This is a genomic window from Sphingomonas sp., from assembly GCF_031372575.1.
Lineage (GTDB): Bacteria > Pseudomonadota > Alphaproteobacteria > Sphingomonadales > Sphingomonadaceae > Sphingomicrobium.
The window spans coordinates 37,610-56,999 of the sequence record NZ_JANMLM010000058.1 but is presented as its reverse complement, the minus strand read 5'-3'; the positions used below and the strand labels follow the sequence as shown (position 1 = coordinate 56,999).

Here is a 19,390-nt window from a genome sequence, read left to right as displayed (position 1 = left end):
TCTCAAGCCGTTAATGATAATCACTCGCAATATGACGGTGACTCTCGATCAGCTGAAGGTTGGAATTCGCGCCCGCATTGCGGCGATCGACTGGTCGCATCTGGGGGATAGCGACGCCTCGCGCTTGCGCCATTTCGGCTTTGACGAGGGCGTGTCGGTCGAATCGCTTCACACCGGCCCGTTCGGTCGCGATCCGCTGGCGGTACGGGTCGGGCGCATGACCGTTGCGATCCGCCGCGCCCATGCCCGAGCGGTTCAGGTCATCCCCGACGCCGCATGACGTTACCGACAGCATGAACTTGGCCCCGCTGATCGCGGTCGTCGGCAACCCCAATGCCGGCAAGAGCGCCTTGTTCAACGCGCTCACCGGCGCGCGGCAGAAGGTAGGCAATTATCCCGGCGTCACGGTCGAACGGCACGTCGGCAAACTGACCTTGCCCAGCGGCACCGCTGTGGAGTTGATCGATCTTCCCGGCGCTTACGGGCTCGACCCGACCAGCCCCGACGAAGCCGTCACTCGCGACGTCCTGCTTGGCAAGCAGGCCGGCGAGCGCTTGCCCGACGCCTTGTTGGTGGTGGTCGACGCCTCCAACCTCGACAATCACCTGCGCTTCACGCTCCAGCTGATCGAACTCGGCCTGCCGATCGTCGTCGCGCTCAACATGATCGATCTCGCCAAGCGCGATGGGCTCGAACTCGATGTTGCCAAGCTGCAGGCCGAGCTCGGCGTCCCGGTGATCGAGACCGTCGCGGTGCGCAAACGCGGCATCGCGCCGCTGCTTGGTCAGCTCGATCATATGCTGCTCGCACCGCACTTGATCCGCCCGGGCAGCGGCCCCAGCCATGACGGCTTCACCCTCCAGCGCCGCGCCCGCGAGATCGCGCTCGGTGCAATCCTTCGCGAGACCCCGACCCGCCGCCTGACCCACCGCCTCGACGGCCTATTGCTCCACCCGATCGCCGGCCCGTTGATCCTCGCCGCGATCCTGTTCGTGATGTTCCAGGCGGTGTTCGCGTGGAGCGCCCCGCCGGCCGATGCCCTCGCCGAACTCGTCGCCAGCGTCGGCGCCGCAATTGGAACCGCGCTTTCCCCCGGAATCTTCCGCTCGTTGATCGTCGACGGCCTGTTCGGCGGGGTCGGCGCGGTGATCGTTTTCCTGCCGCCGATCCTGATGCTGTTCCTGTTCATCCTGGTGCTCGAATCGACCGGCTACATGGTCCGCGCCGCCTTCCTGATGGACCGGCTGATGAGCCACGCCGGCCTCAGCGGCCGCGCCTTCATCCCCTTGCTGTCGAGCTTCGCCTGCGCGGTGCCCGGGATCATGGCAACCCGCACCATCGACGACCCCAAAGACCGCCTGACCACCATCCTCGTCGCCCCCTTGATGACCTGTTCCGCGCGATTGCCGGTCTACACATTGATCATCGGCGCGTTCATCCCGGCGCGGAATGTCCTCCCCGGCGTCGGCCTCCAGGGCCTCGTCATGTTCGCGCTCTACATCGTCGGCGTGGTCGGCGCCTTGCTCGCCGCGCTTGTTCTGCGCCGGACGGTGGTCAAGGGCGGCGGCGGTGCGTTCATGATGGAATTGCCCAAATATCAGATGCCGCGGATCGCCGACATCGCCCTCGGCCTGCTCCAGCGCGCGATGATCTTCCTCAAGCGCGCCGGCGGGATCATTCTCACCACCACCATCATCCTGTGGGCCTTTGCCAGTTTCCCGCAGGCCGGCCCGGGCCAGAGACAGTCCGACGTCTCGATCGCCGGGCACATCGCCGATGGCATCCACGTCGTCGTCGCGCCGATTGGCTTCAACAAGGATATCAGTCTCGCCTTGCTCCCCGCGATGGCCGCGCGCGAAGTTGCCGTCGCCGCCATCGGCACGGTTTATTCGATCGACGCAGGGGATGAGGCCAATGTCCAGACGCTGCAGCAGAAGATGGCCGGCCGCTGGAGCCTCGCCACCGCGCTCGCCTTCCTCGCCTGGTTCGTGTTCGCCCCGCAATGTATCTCGACCATTGCCGTCACCCGGCGCGAGACCAATGGCTGGAAGTGGCCGATATTCATGGTGACATATTTGTTCGTGCTGGCTTACATCGCGGCAGGAGCGACCTATTGGATCGCGGTCGCCGCCGGGCTCGGCTAAGCGGCATCAAGCTATTGGGAGAATGACATGGCGGGCAGTGTGAACAAGGTGATCCTGGTCGGGAATCTGGGCAAGGATCCCGAGTCGCGGAGCTTCGCCAATGGCGGCAAGGTCGTCAGTTTCTCGGTCGCTACGTCGGAAAATTGGAAGGACAAGGGCTCGGGCGAGCGCAAGGAAAAGACCGAGTGGCACAATGTCTCGATTTTCTCCGAAGGTCTCGCCGGGGTTGCCGAGCGCTATTTGAAGAAGGGCTCGAAAGTCTATCTCGAAGGCCAGCTCGAAACCCGCAAGTGGCAGGATCAGTCGGGCAACGACCGCTACTCGACCGATGTCGTGCTGCGCCAATATAACAGCGCGATGGTGCTGCTCGATGGCCGCAGCGAAGGCGGCGGTGGCGGTGGTGGCTATGGCGGCGGCTCAAGCAGCAGCTACGGCGGCGGCTCGGATGATTTCGGTGGCGGCGGTGGCGGCGGTTCATCCCGCCCCCAGCAACGCCCCCAACCTGCCGCGTTCGAAACCGACCTCGACGACGACGTTCCGTTCTAAAGTTTCCTGATCAGCGCACTTGCAAATATGTACAATTATCTGTACGGTATTCGTGCTGATTAGGAGTGAGACATGCAGGTCATCAGTTACACAGACGCCCGTTCGCGGCTCAAAGAGCTGATGGACCGCGTCGTCGACGACATGACTCAAGTCGTGATCACCCGACAGAAAGCCGATTCGGTGGTCATGGTGTCGCTCGACGATTGGAATGCCATTTCGGAAACGCTCCACCTGCTGTCTTCGCCGCGCAATGCTGATCGGCTCCACTCGGCTATCCGCCAGCTCGATTCCGGCAAGGGGGCCGAGCGCAGTATCGAAGGTGACGGCCACGCCGCACCATGAAACTGATCTTCTCGGATGGGGGCTGGGAAGATTATCTGCACTGGCAGGTCGTCGATCCCAAAACGCTTGGTCGACTTAACGAACTGATGGAAGAATGCCGCCGCCATCCGCACAGGGGCCGGGGCAAGCCCGAGCCGCTCAAGGGCGATCTCAAAGGCTGGTGGTCACGCCGCGTCACTGACAAGGACCGATTGGTTTATCGGGTCGAGGGCAAGGGACCGGACCAGGCGCTGCTAATCGCCCAATGTCGCTTCCACTACTAACCTAATTTCCCTCCCCCAATTTCCCCTTCAACGCCGCCAGCGCCGCGAATGGGCCGACTTGCTCTTCACTCAGTACCCCCGCCTGCTGCAGTGCCTCTGCCGCATTGGCGCTGCGTGGATAAGGCTCGACGCTGACCGCCAGCGTATCGGCGATCGCCGCGCCAAGCTCGATCCCCTGGCCGTCGTGAAACACCGTGTCGAGGTCGTCGCCGCTCAGCTCGACTTCCTCGTCGGGAACCCGCGTCGGCTCGGGCTGGAACCTGATTTCGAACGCTTCGTCGATATATGCCGGGACCGGCTCGCCGCTGGCGACGCAGGCCTGCTCGATCGCCGCCTTGATCCGCCCCCGCGCCACGATCACCGCTCCACGATGCTCAAGTACAGCATGCGCTTCCAGCCGCCCGATCGCGATCAAATCGATCTGCTTGGCGATTCGCGCGCAGTCCGCCTCGCTCGCCAACAGGTCGATCCGTTCGCCATCGCGCACGCGGTCGATCGGCAGGCGGCAGCTGAATTCCTCGCTCATCCGATCTTCCCTTCGACTAAGGCCTCATCGGCGCTACTCTCAAGTCGAGCCCAAAACGCGCGAATCATCGCCTCGCCCGTCGCCACCTCGGCCTCGCCCGGCGGCTCGTCGCGATACAGGCTCGCCACCGTCGCGTCGCGCCAGTGGCCATCATGCTCGATCGCCCCTTTCCAGCGGTCGACCCGGCTGGCGAGCGATCCGACCATCATCCGCACCTGCTTGCCCAGCGACGGATCGCCGAACCCCTCCTCGCGCATCTGCACGTCCATGTCGGCGATGAAGCATTCGGCCAGCCGCGGTGCCCGTTCCAGCGCCAGCGCACCGCCCTGCCCAAGCCTGATGTCGGTCAGTGCCAACAAGGTCGACAATAATGCGAATCGCCCGTCGATCGTGTCGGGCACGCCGGCGGCGCGATAATAATCGGCGCGGCGCATCTCGGCCACGATCGCGGCATAGAGCGCGGTGCCGTTCACCCCATCGGTGCGGCGGGAAAAAGGCCAGGCCATTCAGTTTCCTTTAAGGCGACAAATCATGAGGGTCAGTCTCTCACTTGCCCGCACGGGTCGCTTTCGCATATTGAGGCGGCTCGGCGGCAAGACAAGCTGCGATCTGCACATTTACGGGAGTTTCGTTTCATGGCGTCGATTTGGGTCAAGCTGGCGGCAGCGTCGATGAGCGCAGCCTTGCTGACCGGCTGCGCCGGCATCCGGGATCACCGCGGCTACGTGCTCGACAAGGAATTGGCTACCAACATCCAGGTCGGCGTGGATAATAAGGATTCGGTGACCAAGGCGCTGGGTCGGCCCAGCTTCACCGGTCAGTTCGACCAGAATGACTGGTATTATCTGGCGCGCGATACTAATACGCTTCCGTTCCGCGGCCCGCGGGTCAAGGAACAGACGTTGCTTCATGTGCGGTTCGACGCGGCAGGCAACGTCGCCTCGGTCGGTCAGACCGGCAAGGACCAGATCGTTTCGATCAATCCGGTCAATGACAAGACCCCGACATTGGGCCGCAAGCGCAGCTTCTTCGACGAATTGTTTGGCAACATCGGCGTCCTCAACTCGGGCGCACTGGGCCAGACCAGCCCCGACAATTGATCGCGGCGCCCCGGCCCTGTCGCTGCGCGTGACTTTGGATTAAGCCGGGGCATGACCGCAATCCCTGCCAGCGTCACTTACGCCGATTACCTCCGCCTCCCCGCTCTGCTCGGGGCGCAAGCGCCGCTGAGCGACCTGCATGACGAAATGCTGTTCATCGTCATCCACCAGACCAAGGAATTGTGGCTCAAGCAGATGCTCCACGAGGTCGCGCTGGCGACCCGGCTGGTGGGGCAGGACCGCTATGCCGAAGCCTATAAGGCGCTGTCGCGGGTCAGCCGGATCCAGGCGGTGATGACCATGTCATGGGATGTGCTGTCGACCCTGACCCCGGTCGATTATTCCGAATTCCGCCATGTGCTCGGCACCTCGTCGGGCTTCCAGTCGGCGCAGTTTCGCGAGCTTGAGTTTCGGCTCGGGATGAAGGACGCCAAGTTCCTCGACTATCATGAAGGCGGGGATGAAGGCGGCGTTCGCCTGCGCGCCGCGCTGGCGGAACCCAGCTTGTGGGACGAGGCCAATGCCGCGCTTGCCCGCGCCGGCTTCGCCATTGGCACGGCGGATGACATTCACGCCTCGTGGCTCGCGGTCTATCGCGAGTCGGGCAAATATTTCGAGCTTTACCAACTGGCCGAGAAACTGGTCGATATCGACGACGGCCTGGCCGGCTGGCGGCACAAGCATGTGCTGACGGTCACCCGCATCATCGGCGGCAAGAAGGGCACTGGCGGATCGGCCGGCGCGGCCTATCTCGAATCGACGCTGACCAAACGCGCCTTCCCCGAATTATGGTCGCTTCGGACAGATTTATGAGCTTCAAGCAGTTGTTCTCGCGCAGTCTCGGCGCCGCGCCCGGCCGCCTGCACATGGCGGCGCACAGCCATCATCTGTGGCCCGATGCCAGTTTTGACGGTCAGGTCGAATGTTGGGACGATGCGTCGCGGCTGGCCGATCGCAAATGGGACCGGATCATGGGCGAATTATGGCCCGCTGCTCAGGCCGAGGTCGCGGCCGAGCTTGGCAGTGGCGATCCCTCCGCAATCATCTTCGCCGCCAACACCCATGATTTCATCATCCGGCTTGCGGCGGCCTGCCCGCGCGCCGATCCGCGCCGCCTGCGCGTGCTGACCAGTGACGGGGAATTCCACAGCGCCCGCCGCCAGTTCGCGCGCTGGGCCGAAGATGGCTGGCTCGAGCTCGAAACGCGGCCCGCAGGCGAGATTTTGGAGGCGGCGCGGGGCGGCAATTTCGACCTCGTCATGGTCAGCCAAGTTTTGTTTGCAACCGGCGAAATCATCAGCGATATCAACGCTATAGCCGCGCTCGGCAAGCCCTCCGGTCCGTGGGTTGTGATCGACGGCTACCATAGCTTCATGGCCCTCGACACCCCGTTCCAGGTAACCGCTGCAGCATCCGCCTTCTACCTCGCCGGCGCTTATAAATACGCCATGGCCGGCGAAGGCCTCGGGCTGATGCATTGCCCCCCCGGTTTCGGCCCGCGCCCACCGATCACTGGCTGGTATGCCGAGTTCGGCGATCTTGAGGCCCCACCCGGCGGGGTCGGTTACACGCGTGACGCGATGCGGTTCATGGGCGCTACGTTCGATGCCTCGTCGCTCTATCGCTTCCTCGCGATCCGTCGGATGCTGGCCAGCGAAGGTCTGACCACCACCACGATCAGCGCCCATGTCGCCGCGCTCCAGTCGTACCTGCTCGACGCGATCGACGGTACGGCCCTGGCCAGTGCGGATTTGCTCAACCCGCTCGAGGGCGGACCGCACGCCCGCTTCCTCGCCTTCCGCTCGCCTCGCGCGGCGGATTGGCAGGCGCAACTCATGGCGGCGAATTGCATCACCGATGTTCGCGGCGAGGTGCTGCGGGTCGGGCTTGGCCTCTATCATGACGCGGCCGATATCGACGCGTTCGCCCAGATCGCTGCCGGGCTGACGGCGTAGCGCTGGCAATCGCCGGCACCGCGTGCCATTCCGCAGCGGTCGGGGTTGGAGGAGAGATGCGCGTGCGTGAACAAGGTCGTGGCGCGAGCAACCCCAATATCGTCCTCGCCTTCCTGTTACTGGCGTATATCTTCAATTTCCTTGATCGGCAGATTCTCGGCATCCTCGCCGGGCCGATCATGACGGATTTGAAGCTCGACGATGCTGAATTCGGCGCGATCGCCGGAATCGCCTTCGCCATCCTCTATTCTGTCCTTGCGATCCCGTTGGCGATGCTGGCCGATCGCACTAGTCGCAGCAGAGTGATCGCTGCCTCGCTGGCGGTTTGGAGCGGTTTTACCGCTTTGTGCGGGACCGCCACGGGATTTGGCCAATTATTCTTTTTCCGCCTTGGAGTGGGCGTCGGCGAAGCAGGGGGCGTCGCTCCATCCTATGCGCTCATCGCAGATTATTTCCCACCGGCCCGGCGCGCCCGCGCGCTGGCCATCTTCTCGCTCGGGGTTCCTCTCGGGCTTGGCTTCGGCACCCTGATCGGCGCTTATCTCGCGGCCTGGATCGACTGGCGCGCCGCATTCGTGATGATGGGCTTTGCGGGAATCCTGTTGGCACCGATCATGTTGTTCGTTGTTCGCGATCCGCCGCGCACCAAGGGCGTCGCCGCCGATCGCGCGAAACTGTCGAGTACTTTCGCCATCCTTGCGCGAAAGCCGAGCTTCTGGCTGATGGGCTTCGCAGCGTCGTGCAGCTCGCTTGCCGGTTATGGCCTCGCCTTGTGGACGCCATCTGTGCTCGAACGCAGCTTCGGGTTCGGTCTGATTGAGCGCGGGCAGTATCTCGCCGCGATCTTTTTCATCGGCGGGACCGCCGGGGTGTTTGCCGGCGGTTGGTTTGCCGACCGCCTTGGCCAGGGCGACCGCCGGTGGTACGCGCGCTTGCCGACAATCGCATGGCTGATTACTGCGCCGACGTTAGCTGCTGGCCTGTTGATTCCCAATCCGTGGATCGCATGGCCGCTGCTTCTGATCCCCAACGCGCTCAACATCTTGTGGCTCGGGCCGGTTACGACTGCAGTCCAGCATCTCGTGCCGCAGGCTAATCGCGCGACCGCCTCGGCCAGCTTCCTGTTGATCAACAACCTCATTGGCCTGGGCGTCGGACCGACCCTCATTGGCGCGCTGTCAGTGATGTTCGAGAGTCGTTTCGGGGACGAAGCGCTGCGCTATGCGGCGGTCAGCGTTGTCGGTTTTTATCTTGTCGCCGCTTTGCTGATGATGTTGGCGATCAACCGACTCCAGGCCGACTGGGTCGATGAGCCGGAAGTGGCCGCCTGACCTTGCGTCCCGATGAACGAGTGGGGAACGGCCATGCTCGCCAAGTGTTGGTTGTTTGAAGGAGTTTTTCTCATGAGCAAGATTTTACTTGCAGCCAGCGCAGCGGCGCTGGCGATCGCGGCCCCGGTTTTCGCCGACAAGGGCGGACAAGGCGGCGGACAAGACAACCGTGGCGGCGACAAGCGTGGCCAGTCAATGAAGGCGGATCGTGGCTCCGGTGGCGGTAGTGGTGGTGGTGGCAAGGCGGTGCGCCAGGCCGAACACGCCAACCAGGGCAGCCAGAGCATGAAAATGCGCGGCAATGGCGACGGCAAAGCCGAGCGCCGCGCTGACAATGGTCCGAAGTGGCATGGCAATGACCATCAGCAGGCCCGCGGGCCGAACGGCGACAAGCGTGTGCAAATCGTCGATAATGGTAATCGGTTCCGCATCGACAATGATCGCAACGACGGCAATGCGCGCTTCGTCACCCGCAACTTCGATCGCGGCTTCGGTGGCCTTTCGAGCAATTGCCCGCCGGGCCTCGACAAGAAGGACAATGGTTGCCTGCCCCCGGGTCAGGCCAGGAAATATCTTGGCGCGCGGCTCCAAAGCGGCTTTGCCAACAGCCTCCTGCCTGATCAGTATCGCAGCTGGTATCGCGACGACGGCAACCACTTCTTCCGCTCGGGCGACGGCTATATCTACCGCGTGAATCGCAACACCAACCTGGTCGACGGGCTGATTCCATTGTTCGGTGGCGATAATTATTACGCGCGCGGCGATGCCTGGCCGAGCAGCTATGATTTCTACAACGTGCCCTATCAGTATCGCAATTATTACGCTGACGCTGGTGATTATAATTACCGTTATGGCGATGGCGCGATCTATCGCGTTAATTCAGGGTCGGGGGTGGTCGATTCGATCGTCGCCTTGCTGGCCGGCGATCTCGGCGTTGGTCGGCAATTGCCGACTGGTTACGACACCTACAACGTGCCGTTACAATATAGTGACCGTTATGCGGATTCGGCCGACAATTGGTATCGCTACAATGATGGCTACATCTATCAGGTCGACCCCAAGACCCGCCTGATTTCGGCGGTGATTGACGCGATCGTCTGATTATATGGCCACTTGCGGGCGGGACCCGTTTCGGCGGGTCCTGTCGGCACGATTTTCGATCATCACAAGTGAGGGAAACATGCGTTCAATCATGACTATTGCAGCCGCTTGGTCGGCGCTTTCGCTCGCCGCCTGCGGGCCAAGCGCCGACAATAGCACCGCCCCCAAATCCGAAGCAGCGCGCGACGCTGCGGGGGACAAGACGATCGCCAGCGGGCTTGGCAGCGACGACAGCAAATTCGCCGATGCCACCAAGGCCGCCGGGCTGGATGCTACCTTGGCCGGACCCGGGCCATACACCGTCCTCATTCCGACCAACGCTGCGTTCGACAAGCTTCCGGCGGGTGCGCTCGACACCTTGCTGAAGCCCGAGGCGCGGGCGCAATTGACCAAGGTGTTGACCGGCCACATCCTGCCCGGCGCGATCCTTGCTGCCGACATCGGCAAAGCGATTGAAAACGGCAAGGGCAAAGCGACCCTGGCGACTTTTGGTGGCGGCACCCTGACCGCGACGAAGGAGGGCGACAATATCGTCCTGACCGACAAAGCTGGCGGCAAGGCAATTGTCAGTGCCAGTGACGACCAGCGCTCCAATGGCGTTGTCCATCACCTCGACGGCGTGTTGATGCCGGGCTAGCCGCTCCGTGTCCGCAGGCGATCAGGCCGACAGCGCCTAAGCCTGATCTCGGGGCAGTTTTTTCCTTTGGTCCCCTCTGGCGGAGTGCGTTCGGCCCGCTATAACGATCCGGCAAGGTATCGGCGGTCGGGTTCGGCCGCCCGGGGCAAGGAACGGGAAGCGGCATGAAGGCGACGATCGAACGGGCAACCCTCCTCAAGGCGCTGGGCCATGTCCAGTCGGTGGTTGAGCGCCGCAACACCATCCCGATCCTGTCCAACGTGCTGATCGAGGCGCAGGAAGAAGGGTCGATCCGCCTGATGGCGACCGACCTCGATCTGCAGGTCGACGAAAGCGTCGCGGCGCAAGTGTCGCTGGCCGGCGCGACCACCGTCTCGGCGCACACCTTTTTCGACATCGTTCGCAAATTGCCCGAGGGTAGCCAGGTCGAATTGAGCGCTTCGGACGGCAAGATGCAGGTCGTTGCCGGGCGCGCGCGGTTCAACCTGTCGACGTTGCCGCGCGACGATTTCCCGGTCATTGCCGAGGGCGAATTGCCGACCCGGTTCGAACTTCCCGCCGCGACCCTGCGCCAGATCATCGACAAGACCCGCTTCGCGATCTCGAGCGAAGAAACGCGTTATTATCTGATGGGCATCTTCCTCCATGTCGTCGACGACAAGCTGAAAGCCGCTGCGACCGATGGCCATCGCCTCGCGCGGATCACCATGCCGCGCCCTGATGGTGCGGAGAACATGCCCGACATCATCATCCCCAAGAAATGCGTCGGCGAATTGCGCAAATTGCTCGACGAGGTCGAAGGCACAGCCGAAGTCTCGCTGTCCCCGACCAAGATCCGCTTCGGGCTGGGCAGCGCGGTGCTGACTTCGAAGCTGATCGACGGAACTTTCCCCGATTACAACCGCGTCATTCCGACCGGCAATGACAAATTATTGAAGCTCGACCCGAAGAGCTTCGCCGCCGGGGTCGATCGGGTTGCGACCATCGCCTCGGAAAAGACCCGTGCGGTCAAGATGAGCGTCGATCGCGATAAGGTTACCTTGAGCGTCACCAGCCCCGAAAGCGGCACCGCGACTGAGGAAATCGCCGCCGATTATGGCTCGGACACTATCGAGATCGGGTTCAACGCCCGCTATCTGCTCGACATCCTCCACGAGATCGAGGGCGACAGCGTCGAAGTCCACCTCGCCGACGCCGCAGCCCCGACCCTGCTGCGCGAGAATGACCAGAGCAACGCGCTCTATGTCCTCATGCCGATGCGCGTGTGACGACTAGGGCTTGCGCGCAAGTCGCCGCTGATTGGCCGTCGCGGCGCGGTGGATCGGGGTCATCGCGCGGACGCTGCTCGCCAGTGCGGCGCTGCTCAAGCGCTGGCTGCGGGCCATCATCGCCTGGGTTTTTTGCGGGCTGGGCAGCTTGCCCAGCATCATCGCCGAGACATCGCTGACCTGCGCCCTCCAGTCGCGCTGCATTGCCAGCCAGTCGCGCGACAAGGATAGGCCCGCCGCACCGAACGCGGTCGCTTTCTCGCTCACCATCCGGTTCAGCTCGACATAATCCGCGCTCAGGGGATCGCTCATCGCATCCTCGATCGTCCGTCCGCGGTGCTCGACCACCGCGTGCGATGCGACCATGGTCTCGCTCAGCATCGTCCCCGCGCGCCACATTTTCTGCCACTCGGTCCACATATTGGTCATCGTCGAAATCCTTCACTTTTCCAAGCGACCGATGGCGCTGCTTGTTCCGCCGCGCATCCGCGTTAGGACGAACGCGTGATCACCCGCCTTGCCTTGACTGATTTTCGAAATCACGCCGCGGCTTTGGTCGAGCCCGGACCGGGGTTCGTGCTGCTTAGCGGCCCCAATGGCGCGGGCAAGACCAATTTGCTCGAGGCAGTGTCGCTATTCACCCCCGGGCGCGGGCTGCGGCAGGTGGCGATCTCGGACATGGCGCGAAGCGATGGGGCAGGAGCATTCGCGATTGCCGCGCGGCTGGGCGAGGGGGTTGATCTTGGCACTGGCACCATCCCCGACGCGCCCGACCGCCGGCAGGTGCGGATCAACGGCGTCGCGGCGTCGGTCAATTCGCTGTCCGAATGGCTGTCCGTCCTTTGGCTCACCCCGGCAATGGACCGCTTGTTTGTCGATAGCGCGGGAGCGCGGCGGCGATTTCTCGACCGGCTGACGCTGGCGCTCGAACCCGGCCACGCGACCCACGCCGCGCGTTACGAAGCGGCGATGCGCGCGCGCAACAAGTTGTTGGCCGAGCCTGACTCCGCCGATCCGTCGTGGCTAGCGGCGCTCGAGGCGGGGATGGCCGAGCATGGCGCGGCGCTGGGTGAGGCGCGAATGCGAACCGTCGCGGCGCTGTCCGACGCGATGTTCAGTGATGCGCGCGACGATTTCCCGCGCGCGGCGCTGGCGCTCGACGGATGGGACGGCGGCGATCTTGCGGCCGGGCTAAAGGCGTCGCGTGGCCGAGACGCAGCTGCCGGTCGAGCGCTGATCGGGCCGCATCGCCAAGACATGGCGGTGACGCACGTTGTCAAGCGCCAGCCTGCTGCGCGCGGATCGACCGGGGAGCAGAAGGCGCTGCTGCTCGGGCTGGTCCTCGCCCACGCTGATCTCGTCGCCAGCCGGCGCGGCCAGCCGCCGATCCTGCTGCTCGATGAAGTCGCCGCGCACCTCGATCCGGCGCGGCGCGAGGCGTTGTTCGACCGGCTGACAGGGCGCGGGCAAGTGTGGATGACCGCGACTGAAGAAGCGTTATTCGACCCGATTGCGACCGGCGACGCGACCCGCCTTCATGTCGAGTCCGGCGCGGTCAGCGCGGCCTAAAGCGCGCGTGACTGGACAAATTCGAATTCTTCTCTATATTGCACTGCAACACGAGACGCCCTTGCAAGCGGCGTGATCGGAGCCTTCGCCCTGGTGCGATGTCCGGCCCGCGTCTCGATCCAGCTTAAACGCTCTCCTTTTCACGCGGGGTGCCCAACCAACCCCTGGTCGGACGTCGCCCTTTGGCGCGTCCGGTCAACACACTTATTATTGGAAATAACTTGACCAAATTTACCGACCTCGGCCTCTCGCCGTCGCTTTTGAGCGCGCTTGCGGCCAAGAATTACTTCATTCCCACGCCGATCCAGGCGCAGGCCATCCCGACCGTGCTTAGCGGCCGCGACCTGCTCGGGATTGCGCAGACCGGCACCGGCAAGACTGCGGCGTTCATGCTGCCCTCGCTCGACCGGCTGATGGCCGCTGATCGTCCGCGTCCGGTCAATGGCCGCGCGCGGATGCTGGTGCTTGCACCGACCCGTGAGCTCGCCAGCCAGATTGCCGACCATGCGCGTATCTACGCCAAAGGCCAGCATATCAGCGTCGGCGTGATCTTCGGCGGCACCCCGGTGCCCCGCTCGATCCGTGAAGTATCACGCGGGCTCGACGTGCTTGTCGCCACCCCGGGCCGCCTGCTCGACCTGGTCGATCAGCGCGTGCTCGATCTGTCGGCGCTCGAAATCCTCGTCCTTGACGAGGCCGACCAGATGCTCGACCTCGGCTTCATCCACGCGTTGAAGCGGATCGTGAAATTGATCCCGGCCAAGCGCCAGACCCTGTTCTTTTCGGCCACCATGCCCAAGGCGATCCGCCAGCTGGCTGATGCCTATCTTACCAATCCGGCCGAAGTCGCGGTGACTCCGGTCGCCACTACGGTTGAGCGGATCACGCAGGCGGTGACCCACGTCAACCAGGCCGAGAAGCAAGCGCTACTGACCCTCGTCCTGCAAAAGCCCGACGTCGAGCGCGCCTTGGTCTTTTCGCGCACCAAGCATGGCGCCGACAAGATCGTCCGCTTCCTCGAGGCGGCGGGGATCAAGTCGAACGCGATTCACGGCAACAAGAGCCAGGGCCAGCGCGAGCGTGCGCTCGGCCTGTTCCGCTCGGGCGAGGTCAAGGTATTGATCGCGACCGACATTGCGGCGCGCGGGATCGATATTCCGGGCGTTAGCCATGTCGTCAATTTCGACCTGCCTGATGTTCCCGAGCAATATGTCCATCGCATCGGCCGCACGGCGCGGGCGGGTGCATCGGGCCAGGCGATTGCCTTCTGCAGCCGCGACGAGCGCGATAATCTGAAGGATATCGAGAAGCTCACGCGCCTCAAGCTTCCCGAGGCAGCGTTGCCGGAAGGCTTCATGGCCGCCGTCGCCGCGATCAAGCGCCTCAAGCCGGCCCCGAAGCAGACCGACAGCCGCGAGCGTCAGCCGCACGGTGGTCGTCGTTTCACCCCGACTGCAGCGCTCAAGCCTGGCTACGGTCGTGGCGGCCCGCGCCGCGACGGCTCAGACAATCGCCGCGACGACCAGAACAGTAGCGGTCCCCGCGCCAATCCGTTGCGTGACAATGTTGCCCAGCCGCAGCGTCATCCGCAGCGCGCCGACGGCCATGCCGCGCATCGTCCGGCCAATGGACCCGGCGCCGGTCAGCCCAAGCGCCCGTTCGGCAGCCGCGGCGGTCGCGGGCGCGGTCGCCCCGGGGGCAACACCGGCCAGCGCGCTCACGGCTAGTCCGTTCTACGCTGAAAACCGAAAGCCGCTCCATTGCGAAAGGGCGCGGCTTTTCGCTGTTTCTCACCCGTTCGACTCACGCGCGTACACGCGTGCACGCGTACGCGCGCGTGACTTCTCGGGCGCAGGCCCTATAAGAGAGATATGGCAGAAGATCCCAACACGAATGACTATGGCGCGGACCAGATCAAGGTCCTCAAGGGCCTGGACGCGGTGCGCAAGCGGCCCGGCATGTATATCGGCGACACCGACGATGGCTCGGGCCTCCACCACATGGTGTTTGAGGTCAGCGACAATGCGATCGACGAGGCGCTGGCGGGGCATTGCGACCGAATCCTGATCCAGCTCAACCCCGACGGATCGGTCACGGTCGAGGATAATGGCCGCGGCATCCCCACCGGGATCCATGCCGAGGAAGGCGTGTCGGCAGCCGAGGTCATCATGACCCAGCTCCACGCCGGCGGGAAGTTCGAGAATACGTCCGACGACAATGCCTACAAGGTTTCTGGCGGGCTGCATGGCGTCGGCGTCAGCGTCGTCAACGCGCTCAGCGAATGGCTCGAGCTCACGATCTGGCGCGATGGCGAGGAGCATAATATGCGCTTCGCTTATGGCGACGCAGTCTCGCCGCTCAAGATGGTCGGCCCGGCACCAGCCGGCAAAAAAGGCACTAAAGTCACCTTCCTTCCGTCGCCCGCCACCTTCAAGATCATCGAATTCGACTTCGACAAGCTCGAGCATCGCTTCCGCGAGCTGGCCTTCCTTAATTCGGGTGTGCGGCTGATCCTCGCCGATGCGCGCCATGCCGAGCGCAAGGAAATCGAGCTTTACTATGAGGGCGGGATCGCCGCGTTCGTCAAATATCTCGACCGCGCCAAGACTGCGCTGTTCCCCGATCCGATCGCCATTTCGGCGGTTCGCGACGGCATCGGCATCGATGTCGCGCTCGAGTGGAACGACTCATATTATGAGAATGTTCTGCCGTTCACCAACAACATCCCGCAGCGCGACGGCGGCACGCACATGGCCGCCTTCCGCGCCGCATTGACCCGCACGCTCAACAATTATGCCGACAAATCGGGCATGCTGAAGAAGGAAAAGGTCACGCTCACCGGCGACGACATGCGCGAAGGGCTGACCGCGATCGTCTCGGTCAAATTGCCCGACCCCAAGTTCAGTTCGCAGACCAAGGACAAATTGGTCAGCTCCGAAGTGCGCCAGCCGCTGGAAGCATTGATGAGCGACAAGATGGCCGAATGGCTCGAGGAACATCCCGCCGACGCGCGCTCGATCATCCAGAAGACGATTGACGCCGCCGCCGCGCGTGAGGCCGCCAAGAAAGCGCGCGACCTGACCCGCCGCAAGGGCGTGATGGACATCTCCTACCTCGCGGGCAAATTGTCCGATTGCCAGGAACGCGATCCGGCCAAGTGCGAATTATTCCTGGTCGAGGGCGATTCCGCCGGCGGCTCGGCCAAGCAGGGCCGCGACCGCAAGATCCAGGCGATCCTGCCGTTGAAGGGCAAGATCCTCAACGTCGAGCGTGCGCGGTTCGACCGGATGCTCGGGTCGAAGGAAATCGGGACCATGATCCAGGCGCTCGGCACCTCGATCGGGCGCGAGGAATTCAACCTCGAGAAATTGCGCTATCACAAGATCGTGATCATGACCGACGCCGACGTCGACGGCGCGCATATCCGCACCTTGCTGCTGACCTTCTTCTACCGCCAGATGCCCGAATTGATTGACGCCGGGCACCTCTACATCGCCCAGCCGCCGCTCTACAAAGTCGCGCGTGGCCGCTCGGAAGTCTATCTGAAGGACGATAGCGCGCTTGACCAATATCTGGTCGATGCCGGGCTCGACGGGCTGATGCTCGACGGCGCCGAGCAACGCACTGGCGAGGCGCTTCGCGAACTGGTCGAACATGCGCGGCGCGTCCGCACCCTGATGCATTATGCGCCCAAGAATTACGATCCGGCGATGATCGAGGCGCTGGCGCTGTCAGGTGCGCTCGATCCCGAGATCAACAAGGCCGGCAAGACCAAGGCCATCGCCACCGTCGCCAAATGGCTCGGCGCTGGCGACCTCGAAGCCGTCTGGTCGGGCGAGGTCGCCGAGGCAGGCGGCTATCTGCTCCAGCGGCGCTGGCGCGGGGTGACCGATGCCCATCTGATCGAGCCGGGCTTCCTCGCCTCGGCCGAAGCGCGCAAGCTGCACGCGCTCGCCGCCGAGCAAAGCGAGGCTTACGCCCATCCGTCGGTGCTCAAGACGCTGCGCAAGGGCAATGCCCCGGTGGCCGAAGCCGCCCCGCTTCCCGATGACGATGACGATGCGATCGAGGCCGAAGCCGCGACCAAGGGCAAGACCATCGCGGTCACCCGTCCGTCCGAACTGCTTGACGCGGTGCTGGCCGCGGGCCGCAAGGGCCTCAGCATCCAGCGCTACAAGGGGCTTGGCGAAATGAACGCCGAGCAATTGTGGGAAACCACGCTCGATCCGTCGAACCGCTCCTTGCTTCGGGTCGAGGTCCAGCAGGCCGATGTCGCCGACGAAATCTTCACCCGTCTGATGGGCGACGTCGTCGAACCCCGCCGCGAATTCATCCAGGAAAACGCGCTGTCGGTCGCCAATCTCGACGTTTGAGGAACCCCACAGAGCCGGAATGGTTGGCGGAGCAATGACCTCCACCATCACTGTCGCTTCCTACAACATGCGCAAGGCCATCGGCACCGACCGGCGGCGTAATCCCGATCGTGTGCTCGCGGTGCTCAAGGAGATCGACGCCGATGTTGTTGCCTTGCAGGAGGCGGACAAGCGCGTTGGCGGGCGCGGGTCGGCGATGCCGCATGAGCTGATCGACGGCCACGGCATGTACATCCCGGTCGCGTTCGGGGTGCGGCACAATCGCCTGCTCGAAAAAATCCCCGGCGGGCTCCACGCCGAAAAACTGATGAAGCTCGATACGCGCAACCTCGGCTGGCATGGCAATGCATTGCTGATCAAGCCGCACGTCGGGGTGATCGACGTCCATGCGATCGAGCTTCCGACGCTCGAGCCACGCGGCGCGATCCTCGCCGAATTATTGTTCGGCGATCGCCCGATCCGGATCATCGGCATGCATCTCGACCTTAGCGGGCTGTGGCGGCGACGGCAGATGAAAGCGATCCTCGATCTGATCGCCAAGCGTCCGCAGGCAATGCCGACGGTGTTGATGGGCGACACCAACGAATGGCGCGACGGGGCGGGCAGCCTCAAGGATCTGAACGGCAGCTATTGCTTCGCAGCGACCGGGCCGAGCTTCCATTCGCGCAGACCGGTCGCGTCGCTCGACCGGATCATCGTCGATCGGCAATTGGCGATCGAGGCGGCGGGGGTCCATACCAGCGCGGCGTCGCGCAAGGCATCGGATCATTTGCCGATCTGGGCGCGGCTGGCGTTCTAGCTGGTCATCTTGCGCTGGCGGCGGCGCTGGATCGACGAGCCGATGCCTGACGCCTCGCGATATTTGGCGACCGTTCTCCGGGCGAGGTCGAAACCCTTGCCCTTCAACAGTTCGACCAACGTGTCGTCGCTCAAAATCTCCTGCTCGGCGCCGATCAGCCGCCTGATCTCGTCCTTCACGGCCGCCGCCGACGCGCCTTCGCCGCTGTCCGATGCGACCCCCGAGCCGAAGAAATATTTCAATTCGAACAGCCCCAGATCGCACAGCATCGTCTTGTTGCTGGTCACCCGGCTGATGGTCGATTCGTGCATGTCGATTGCCTCGGCGACATCGCGCAACGTCAGCGGGCGCATCGCGGAAATGCCCGCCTCGAAGAAACCCTGCTGCCGCCGGACGATCTCGGTCGCGACCTTGACGATCGTGCGCGCGCGTTGGTCGAGCGCCTTGACCAGCCAGTTGGCGCTGGCCAGGCACTCGCTCAGCCACGCTTTCGACGCCTTGTCGTTCGGCCCGGTCTTAAGCTCGGCATGATACCGCCGATTGACCAGCACCCGCGGCAAGGTCGCCGGGTTGAGCTCGATCGCCCAGCCGCCACCGGCCCGTCGGACGAAGATATCAGGCTCCCCCGCCGACTGGCTGTCGCTCGGCGCAAACCGGCACCCGGGCTTGGGGTCGTACGCCCGAAGCTCGGCGATCATATCCTTCAGATCCTCGGCATCGACGCCGCAAATTCGCATCAAATCCTTGGTCTGCCCGCGCGCCAGCAATTCCAGATTGGCGATCAGCCGCGCCATTGCCGGATCGTATCGGTCGGCGGCCCTGGCCTGAAGCGCGATGCATTCCTCGAGGGTGCGCGCCGCAATCCCCGGCGGGTCGAGCGACTGGACTAAAGCCAGCGCCGCCTCGACCTCCTCCAGGCTCGCCCCCGTCGCTTCGGCGATTACCGGCAGTGGCGTGGCGAGATAACCGGTCTCCTCAAGCTCGTTGACGATCGCCTCGGCCAGCGCGCCGCCGCCGTGAATCTGCCCGATCAGATGCTCGCTCAGCCCGCTGACCGACGCCGCTACCCGGTCGAAATCGAAGCCCTCGTCGCTGCCCCCGCCCGATCCGACATCGGCGAAGCTGTCATTGTCGAGCGCGGCGGCGTTCCAGTCCATGTCGAGCCCGGATGTGTCGCCGCTGGCCAGCATCTCGTCCGAACCCTTGGGGTCGACCGCCTCGTCGCCGGTTTCGCGGTCGGTGGTGACGACCAGCCCGCCTTCTTGCCCGCCCTCGCCGGGGCGCACCTCGAGCAACGGATTCTTCGCCACTTCCTCGGCGATCACCGCTCCCAGCTCCATGTTCGACAGTGCCAGTAATTTGATTGCGGCCTGCAATTGCTGGCTCATCACCAGCGACTGGGTCGGGCGAATGGAGAGGCCGGGGCCTAATCCCAT

At 63.9% G+C, this 19,390-nt stretch carries 20 protein-coding genes; 16 read left to right on the top strand and 4 right to left on the bottom strand.

Annotation, left to right across the window (positions count from 1 at the left end; genetic code table 11):
* Positions 1-13: 13 nt before the first annotated feature.
* The 5 genes from RMN73_RS04895 (at position 14) to RMN73_RS04875 (ending at position 3,295) form a co-directional block, all read left to right on the top strand.
* Positions 14-280 carry a FeoA family protein gene (locus tag RMN73_RS04895; RefSeq protein WP_309602193.1) on the top strand — a complete coding sequence of 89 codons (267 nt, stop codon included), beginning with the start codon at positions 14-16 and terminating at the stop codon, positions 278-280.
* Positions 281-293: 13 nt separating this feature from the next.
* Positions 294-2,144, top strand: a complete 1,851-nt coding sequence (locus tag RMN73_RS04890) for a ferrous iron transporter B (protein WP_309602192.1) — start codon at positions 294-296, stop codon at positions 2,142-2,144.
* 27 nt (positions 2,145-2,171) lie between these two features.
* Complete coding sequence (ssb, locus tag RMN73_RS04885) at positions 2,172-2,690, top strand: single-stranded DNA-binding protein (RefSeq protein WP_309602191.1); 519 nt, start codon at positions 2,172-2,174, stop codon at positions 2,688-2,690.
* Between the two features lie 72 nt (positions 2,691-2,762).
* A complete protein-coding gene (locus RMN73_RS04880; RefSeq protein ID WP_309602190.1) occupies positions 2,763-3,032 on the top strand; it encodes a type II toxin-antitoxin system prevent-host-death family antitoxin in 270 nt (89 codons plus the stop codon).
* Entirely contained in the window at positions 3,029-3,295 is a 267-nt protein-coding gene (locus RMN73_RS04875; protein WP_309602189.1) for a Txe/YoeB family addiction module toxin, read from the top strand. The genes RMN73_RS04880 and RMN73_RS04875 overlap by 4 nt, the downstream gene beginning before the upstream one ends.
* 1 nt (position 3,296) lies before the next feature.
* Here RMN73_RS04875 and RMN73_RS04870 read toward each other — a convergent pair whose 3' ends face one another.
* Together RMN73_RS04870 and RMN73_RS04865 are read right to left on the bottom strand one after the other, a co-directional pair.
* Positions 3,297-3,821, bottom strand: coding sequence for a DUF177 domain-containing protein (locus RMN73_RS04870; protein ID WP_309602188.1), 525 nt, complete (start codon positions 3,819-3,821; stop codon positions 3,297-3,299).
* Positions 3,818-4,327, bottom strand: coding sequence for a ubiquinol-cytochrome C chaperone family protein (locus RMN73_RS04865; RefSeq protein WP_309602187.1), 510 nt, complete (start codon positions 4,325-4,327; stop codon positions 3,818-3,820). The genes RMN73_RS04870 and RMN73_RS04865 overlap by 4 nt, the downstream gene beginning before the upstream one ends.
* Positions 4,328-4,456: 129 nt before the next feature.
* On the opposite strand from RMN73_RS04865, the gene RMN73_RS04860 reads away from it, so the two are divergent.
* The 7 genes from RMN73_RS04860 to dnaN all read left to right on the top strand — a co-directional run bounded on the left by RMN73_RS04860 (position 4,457) and on the right by dnaN (position 11,213).
* Positions 4,457-4,921 (top strand): outer membrane protein assembly factor BamE, encoded by a 465-nt coding sequence (locus RMN73_RS04860; RefSeq protein ID WP_309602186.1) that lies wholly within the window; start codon positions 4,457-4,459, stop codon positions 4,919-4,921.
* 51 nt (positions 4,922-4,972) lie between these two features.
* On the top strand, positions 4,973-5,734 hold the full coding sequence (locus RMN73_RS04855) for a tryptophan 2,3-dioxygenase family protein (RefSeq protein ID WP_309602185.1): 762 nt from the start codon (positions 4,973-4,975) through the stop codon (positions 5,732-5,734).
* Complete coding sequence (locus RMN73_RS04850; RefSeq protein WP_309602184.1) at positions 5,731-6,876, top strand: class V aminotransferase; 1,146 nt, start codon at positions 5,731-5,733, stop codon at positions 6,874-6,876. The genes RMN73_RS04855 and RMN73_RS04850 overlap by 4 nt, the downstream gene beginning before the upstream one ends.
* A 56-nt stretch (positions 6,877-6,932) precedes the next feature.
* Positions 6,933-8,207 carry a spinster family MFS transporter gene (locus tag RMN73_RS04845; RefSeq protein WP_405051531.1) on the top strand — a complete coding sequence of 425 codons (1,275 nt, stop codon included), beginning with the start codon at positions 6,933-6,935 and terminating at the stop codon, positions 8,205-8,207.
* A 72-nt stretch (positions 8,208-8,279) separates the two neighbouring features.
* Positions 8,280-9,308, top strand: coding sequence for a hypothetical protein (locus RMN73_RS04840; RefSeq protein ID WP_309602182.1), 1,029 nt, complete (start codon positions 8,280-8,282; stop codon positions 9,306-9,308).
* A gap of 91 nt (positions 9,309-9,399) precedes the next feature.
* The gene (locus tag RMN73_RS04835; protein ID WP_309602181.1) at positions 9,400-9,945 is read left to right on the top strand and encodes a fasciclin domain-containing protein; all 546 of its coding nucleotides are present in this window, start codon (positions 9,400-9,402) and stop codon (positions 9,943-9,945) included.
* A gap of 164 nt (positions 9,946-10,109) precedes the next feature.
* Positions 10,110-11,213 carry a DNA polymerase III subunit beta gene (dnaN, locus tag RMN73_RS04830; protein WP_309602180.1) on the top strand — a complete coding sequence of 368 codons (1,104 nt, stop codon included), beginning with the start codon at positions 10,110-10,112 and terminating at the stop codon, positions 11,211-11,213.
* A 3-nt stretch (positions 11,214-11,216) separates the two neighbouring features.
* Here the strand turns inward: dnaN and RMN73_RS04825 are convergent, their stop codons facing one another.
* On the bottom strand, positions 11,217-11,642 hold the full coding sequence (locus tag RMN73_RS04825; RefSeq protein WP_309602179.1) for a hypothetical protein: 426 nt from the start codon (positions 11,640-11,642) through the stop codon (positions 11,217-11,219).
* Positions 11,643-11,717: 75 nt separating this feature from the next.
* On the opposite strand from RMN73_RS04825, the gene recF reads away from it, so the two are divergent.
* The 4 genes from recF to RMN73_RS04805 all read left to right on the top strand — a co-directional run bounded on the left by recF (position 11,718) and on the right by RMN73_RS04805 (position 17,954).
* Positions 11,718-12,782 (top strand): DNA replication/repair protein RecF, encoded by a 1,065-nt coding sequence (recF, locus tag RMN73_RS04820; RefSeq protein WP_309602178.1) that lies wholly within the window; start codon positions 11,718-11,720, stop codon positions 12,780-12,782.
* Between the two features lie 221 nt (positions 12,783-13,003).
* A complete protein-coding gene (locus RMN73_RS04815) occupies positions 13,004-14,509 on the top strand; it encodes a DEAD/DEAH box helicase (protein ID WP_309602177.1) in 1,506 nt (501 codons plus the stop codon).
* 144 nt (positions 14,510-14,653) lie between these two features.
* The gene (gene gyrB / locus RMN73_RS04810) at positions 14,654-17,155 is read left to right on the top strand and encodes a DNA topoisomerase (ATP-hydrolyzing) subunit B (RefSeq protein WP_309602176.1); all 2,502 of its coding nucleotides are present in this window, start codon (positions 14,654-14,656) and stop codon (positions 17,153-17,155) included.
* A gap of 34 nt (positions 17,156-17,189) precedes the next feature.
* Positions 17,190-17,954 carry an endonuclease/exonuclease/phosphatase family protein gene (locus tag RMN73_RS04805; protein WP_309602175.1) on the top strand — a complete coding sequence of 255 codons (765 nt, stop codon included), beginning with the start codon at positions 17,190-17,192 and terminating at the stop codon, positions 17,952-17,954.
* Here the strand turns inward: RMN73_RS04805 and rpoN are convergent.
* Complete coding sequence (rpoN, locus tag RMN73_RS04800; RefSeq protein WP_309602174.1) at positions 17,951-19,390, bottom strand: RNA polymerase factor sigma-54; 1,440 nt, start codon at positions 19,388-19,390, stop codon at positions 17,951-17,953. The two genes, RMN73_RS04805 and rpoN, sit on opposite strands and share 4 nt — an antisense overlap.

Excerpts from the sequence above, each read along its gene's own strand:
- RMN73_RS04895 (WP_309602193.1), top strand. The coding sequence starts at position 14 with ATGATAATCACTCGCAATATGACGGTGACTCTCGATCAGCTGAAGGTT.
- RMN73_RS04890 (WP_309602192.1), top strand. The coding sequence starts at position 294 with ATGAACTTGGCCCCGCTGATCGCGGTCGTCGGCAACCCCAATGCCGGC.
- ssb (WP_309602191.1), top strand. The coding sequence starts at position 2,172 with ATGGCGGGCAGTGTGAACAAGGTGATCCTGGTCGGGAATCTGGGCAAG.
- RMN73_RS04880 (WP_309602190.1), top strand. The coding sequence starts at position 2,763 with ATGCAGGTCATCAGTTACACAGACGCCCGTTCGCGGCTCAAAGAGCTG.
- RMN73_RS04875 (WP_309602189.1), top strand. The coding sequence starts at position 3,029 with ATGAAACTGATCTTCTCGGATGGGGGCTGGGAAGATTATCTGCACTGG.
- RMN73_RS04870 (WP_309602188.1), bottom strand. The coding sequence starts at position 3,821 with ATGAGCGAGGAATTCAGCTGCCGCCTGCCGATCGACCGCGTGCGCGAT.
- RMN73_RS04865 (WP_309602187.1), bottom strand. The coding sequence starts at position 4,327 with ATGGCCTGGCCTTTTTCCCGCCGCACCGATGGGGTGAACGGCACCGCG.
- RMN73_RS04860 (WP_309602186.1), top strand. The coding sequence starts at position 4,457 with ATGGCGTCGATTTGGGTCAAGCTGGCGGCAGCGTCGATGAGCGCAGCC.
- RMN73_RS04855 (WP_309602185.1), top strand. The coding sequence starts at position 4,973 with ATGACCGCAATCCCTGCCAGCGTCACTTACGCCGATTACCTCCGCCTC.
- RMN73_RS04850 (WP_309602184.1), top strand. The coding sequence starts at position 5,731 with ATGAGCTTCAAGCAGTTGTTCTCGCGCAGTCTCGGCGCCGCGCCCGGC.
- RMN73_RS04845 (WP_405051531.1), top strand. The coding sequence starts at position 6,933 with ATGCGCGTGCGTGAACAAGGTCGTGGCGCGAGCAACCCCAATATCGTC.
- RMN73_RS04840 (WP_309602182.1), top strand. The coding sequence starts at position 8,280 with ATGAGCAAGATTTTACTTGCAGCCAGCGCAGCGGCGCTGGCGATCGCG.
- RMN73_RS04835 (WP_309602181.1), top strand. The coding sequence starts at position 9,400 with ATGACTATTGCAGCCGCTTGGTCGGCGCTTTCGCTCGCCGCCTGCGGG.
- dnaN (WP_309602180.1), top strand. The coding sequence starts at position 10,110 with ATGAAGGCGACGATCGAACGGGCAACCCTCCTCAAGGCGCTGGGCCAT.
- RMN73_RS04825 (WP_309602179.1), bottom strand. The coding sequence starts at position 11,642 with ATGACCAATATGTGGACCGAGTGGCAGAAAATGTGGCGCGCGGGGACG.
- gyrB (WP_309602176.1), top strand. The coding sequence starts at position 14,654 with ATGGCAGAAGATCCCAACACGAATGACTATGGCGCGGACCAGATCAAG.
- RMN73_RS04805 (WP_309602175.1), top strand. The coding sequence starts at position 17,190 with ATGACCTCCACCATCACTGTCGCTTCCTACAACATGCGCAAGGCCATC.
- rpoN (WP_309602174.1), bottom strand. The coding sequence starts at position 19,390 with ATGGGATTAGGCCCCGGCCTCTCCATTCGCCCGACCCAGTCGCTGGTG.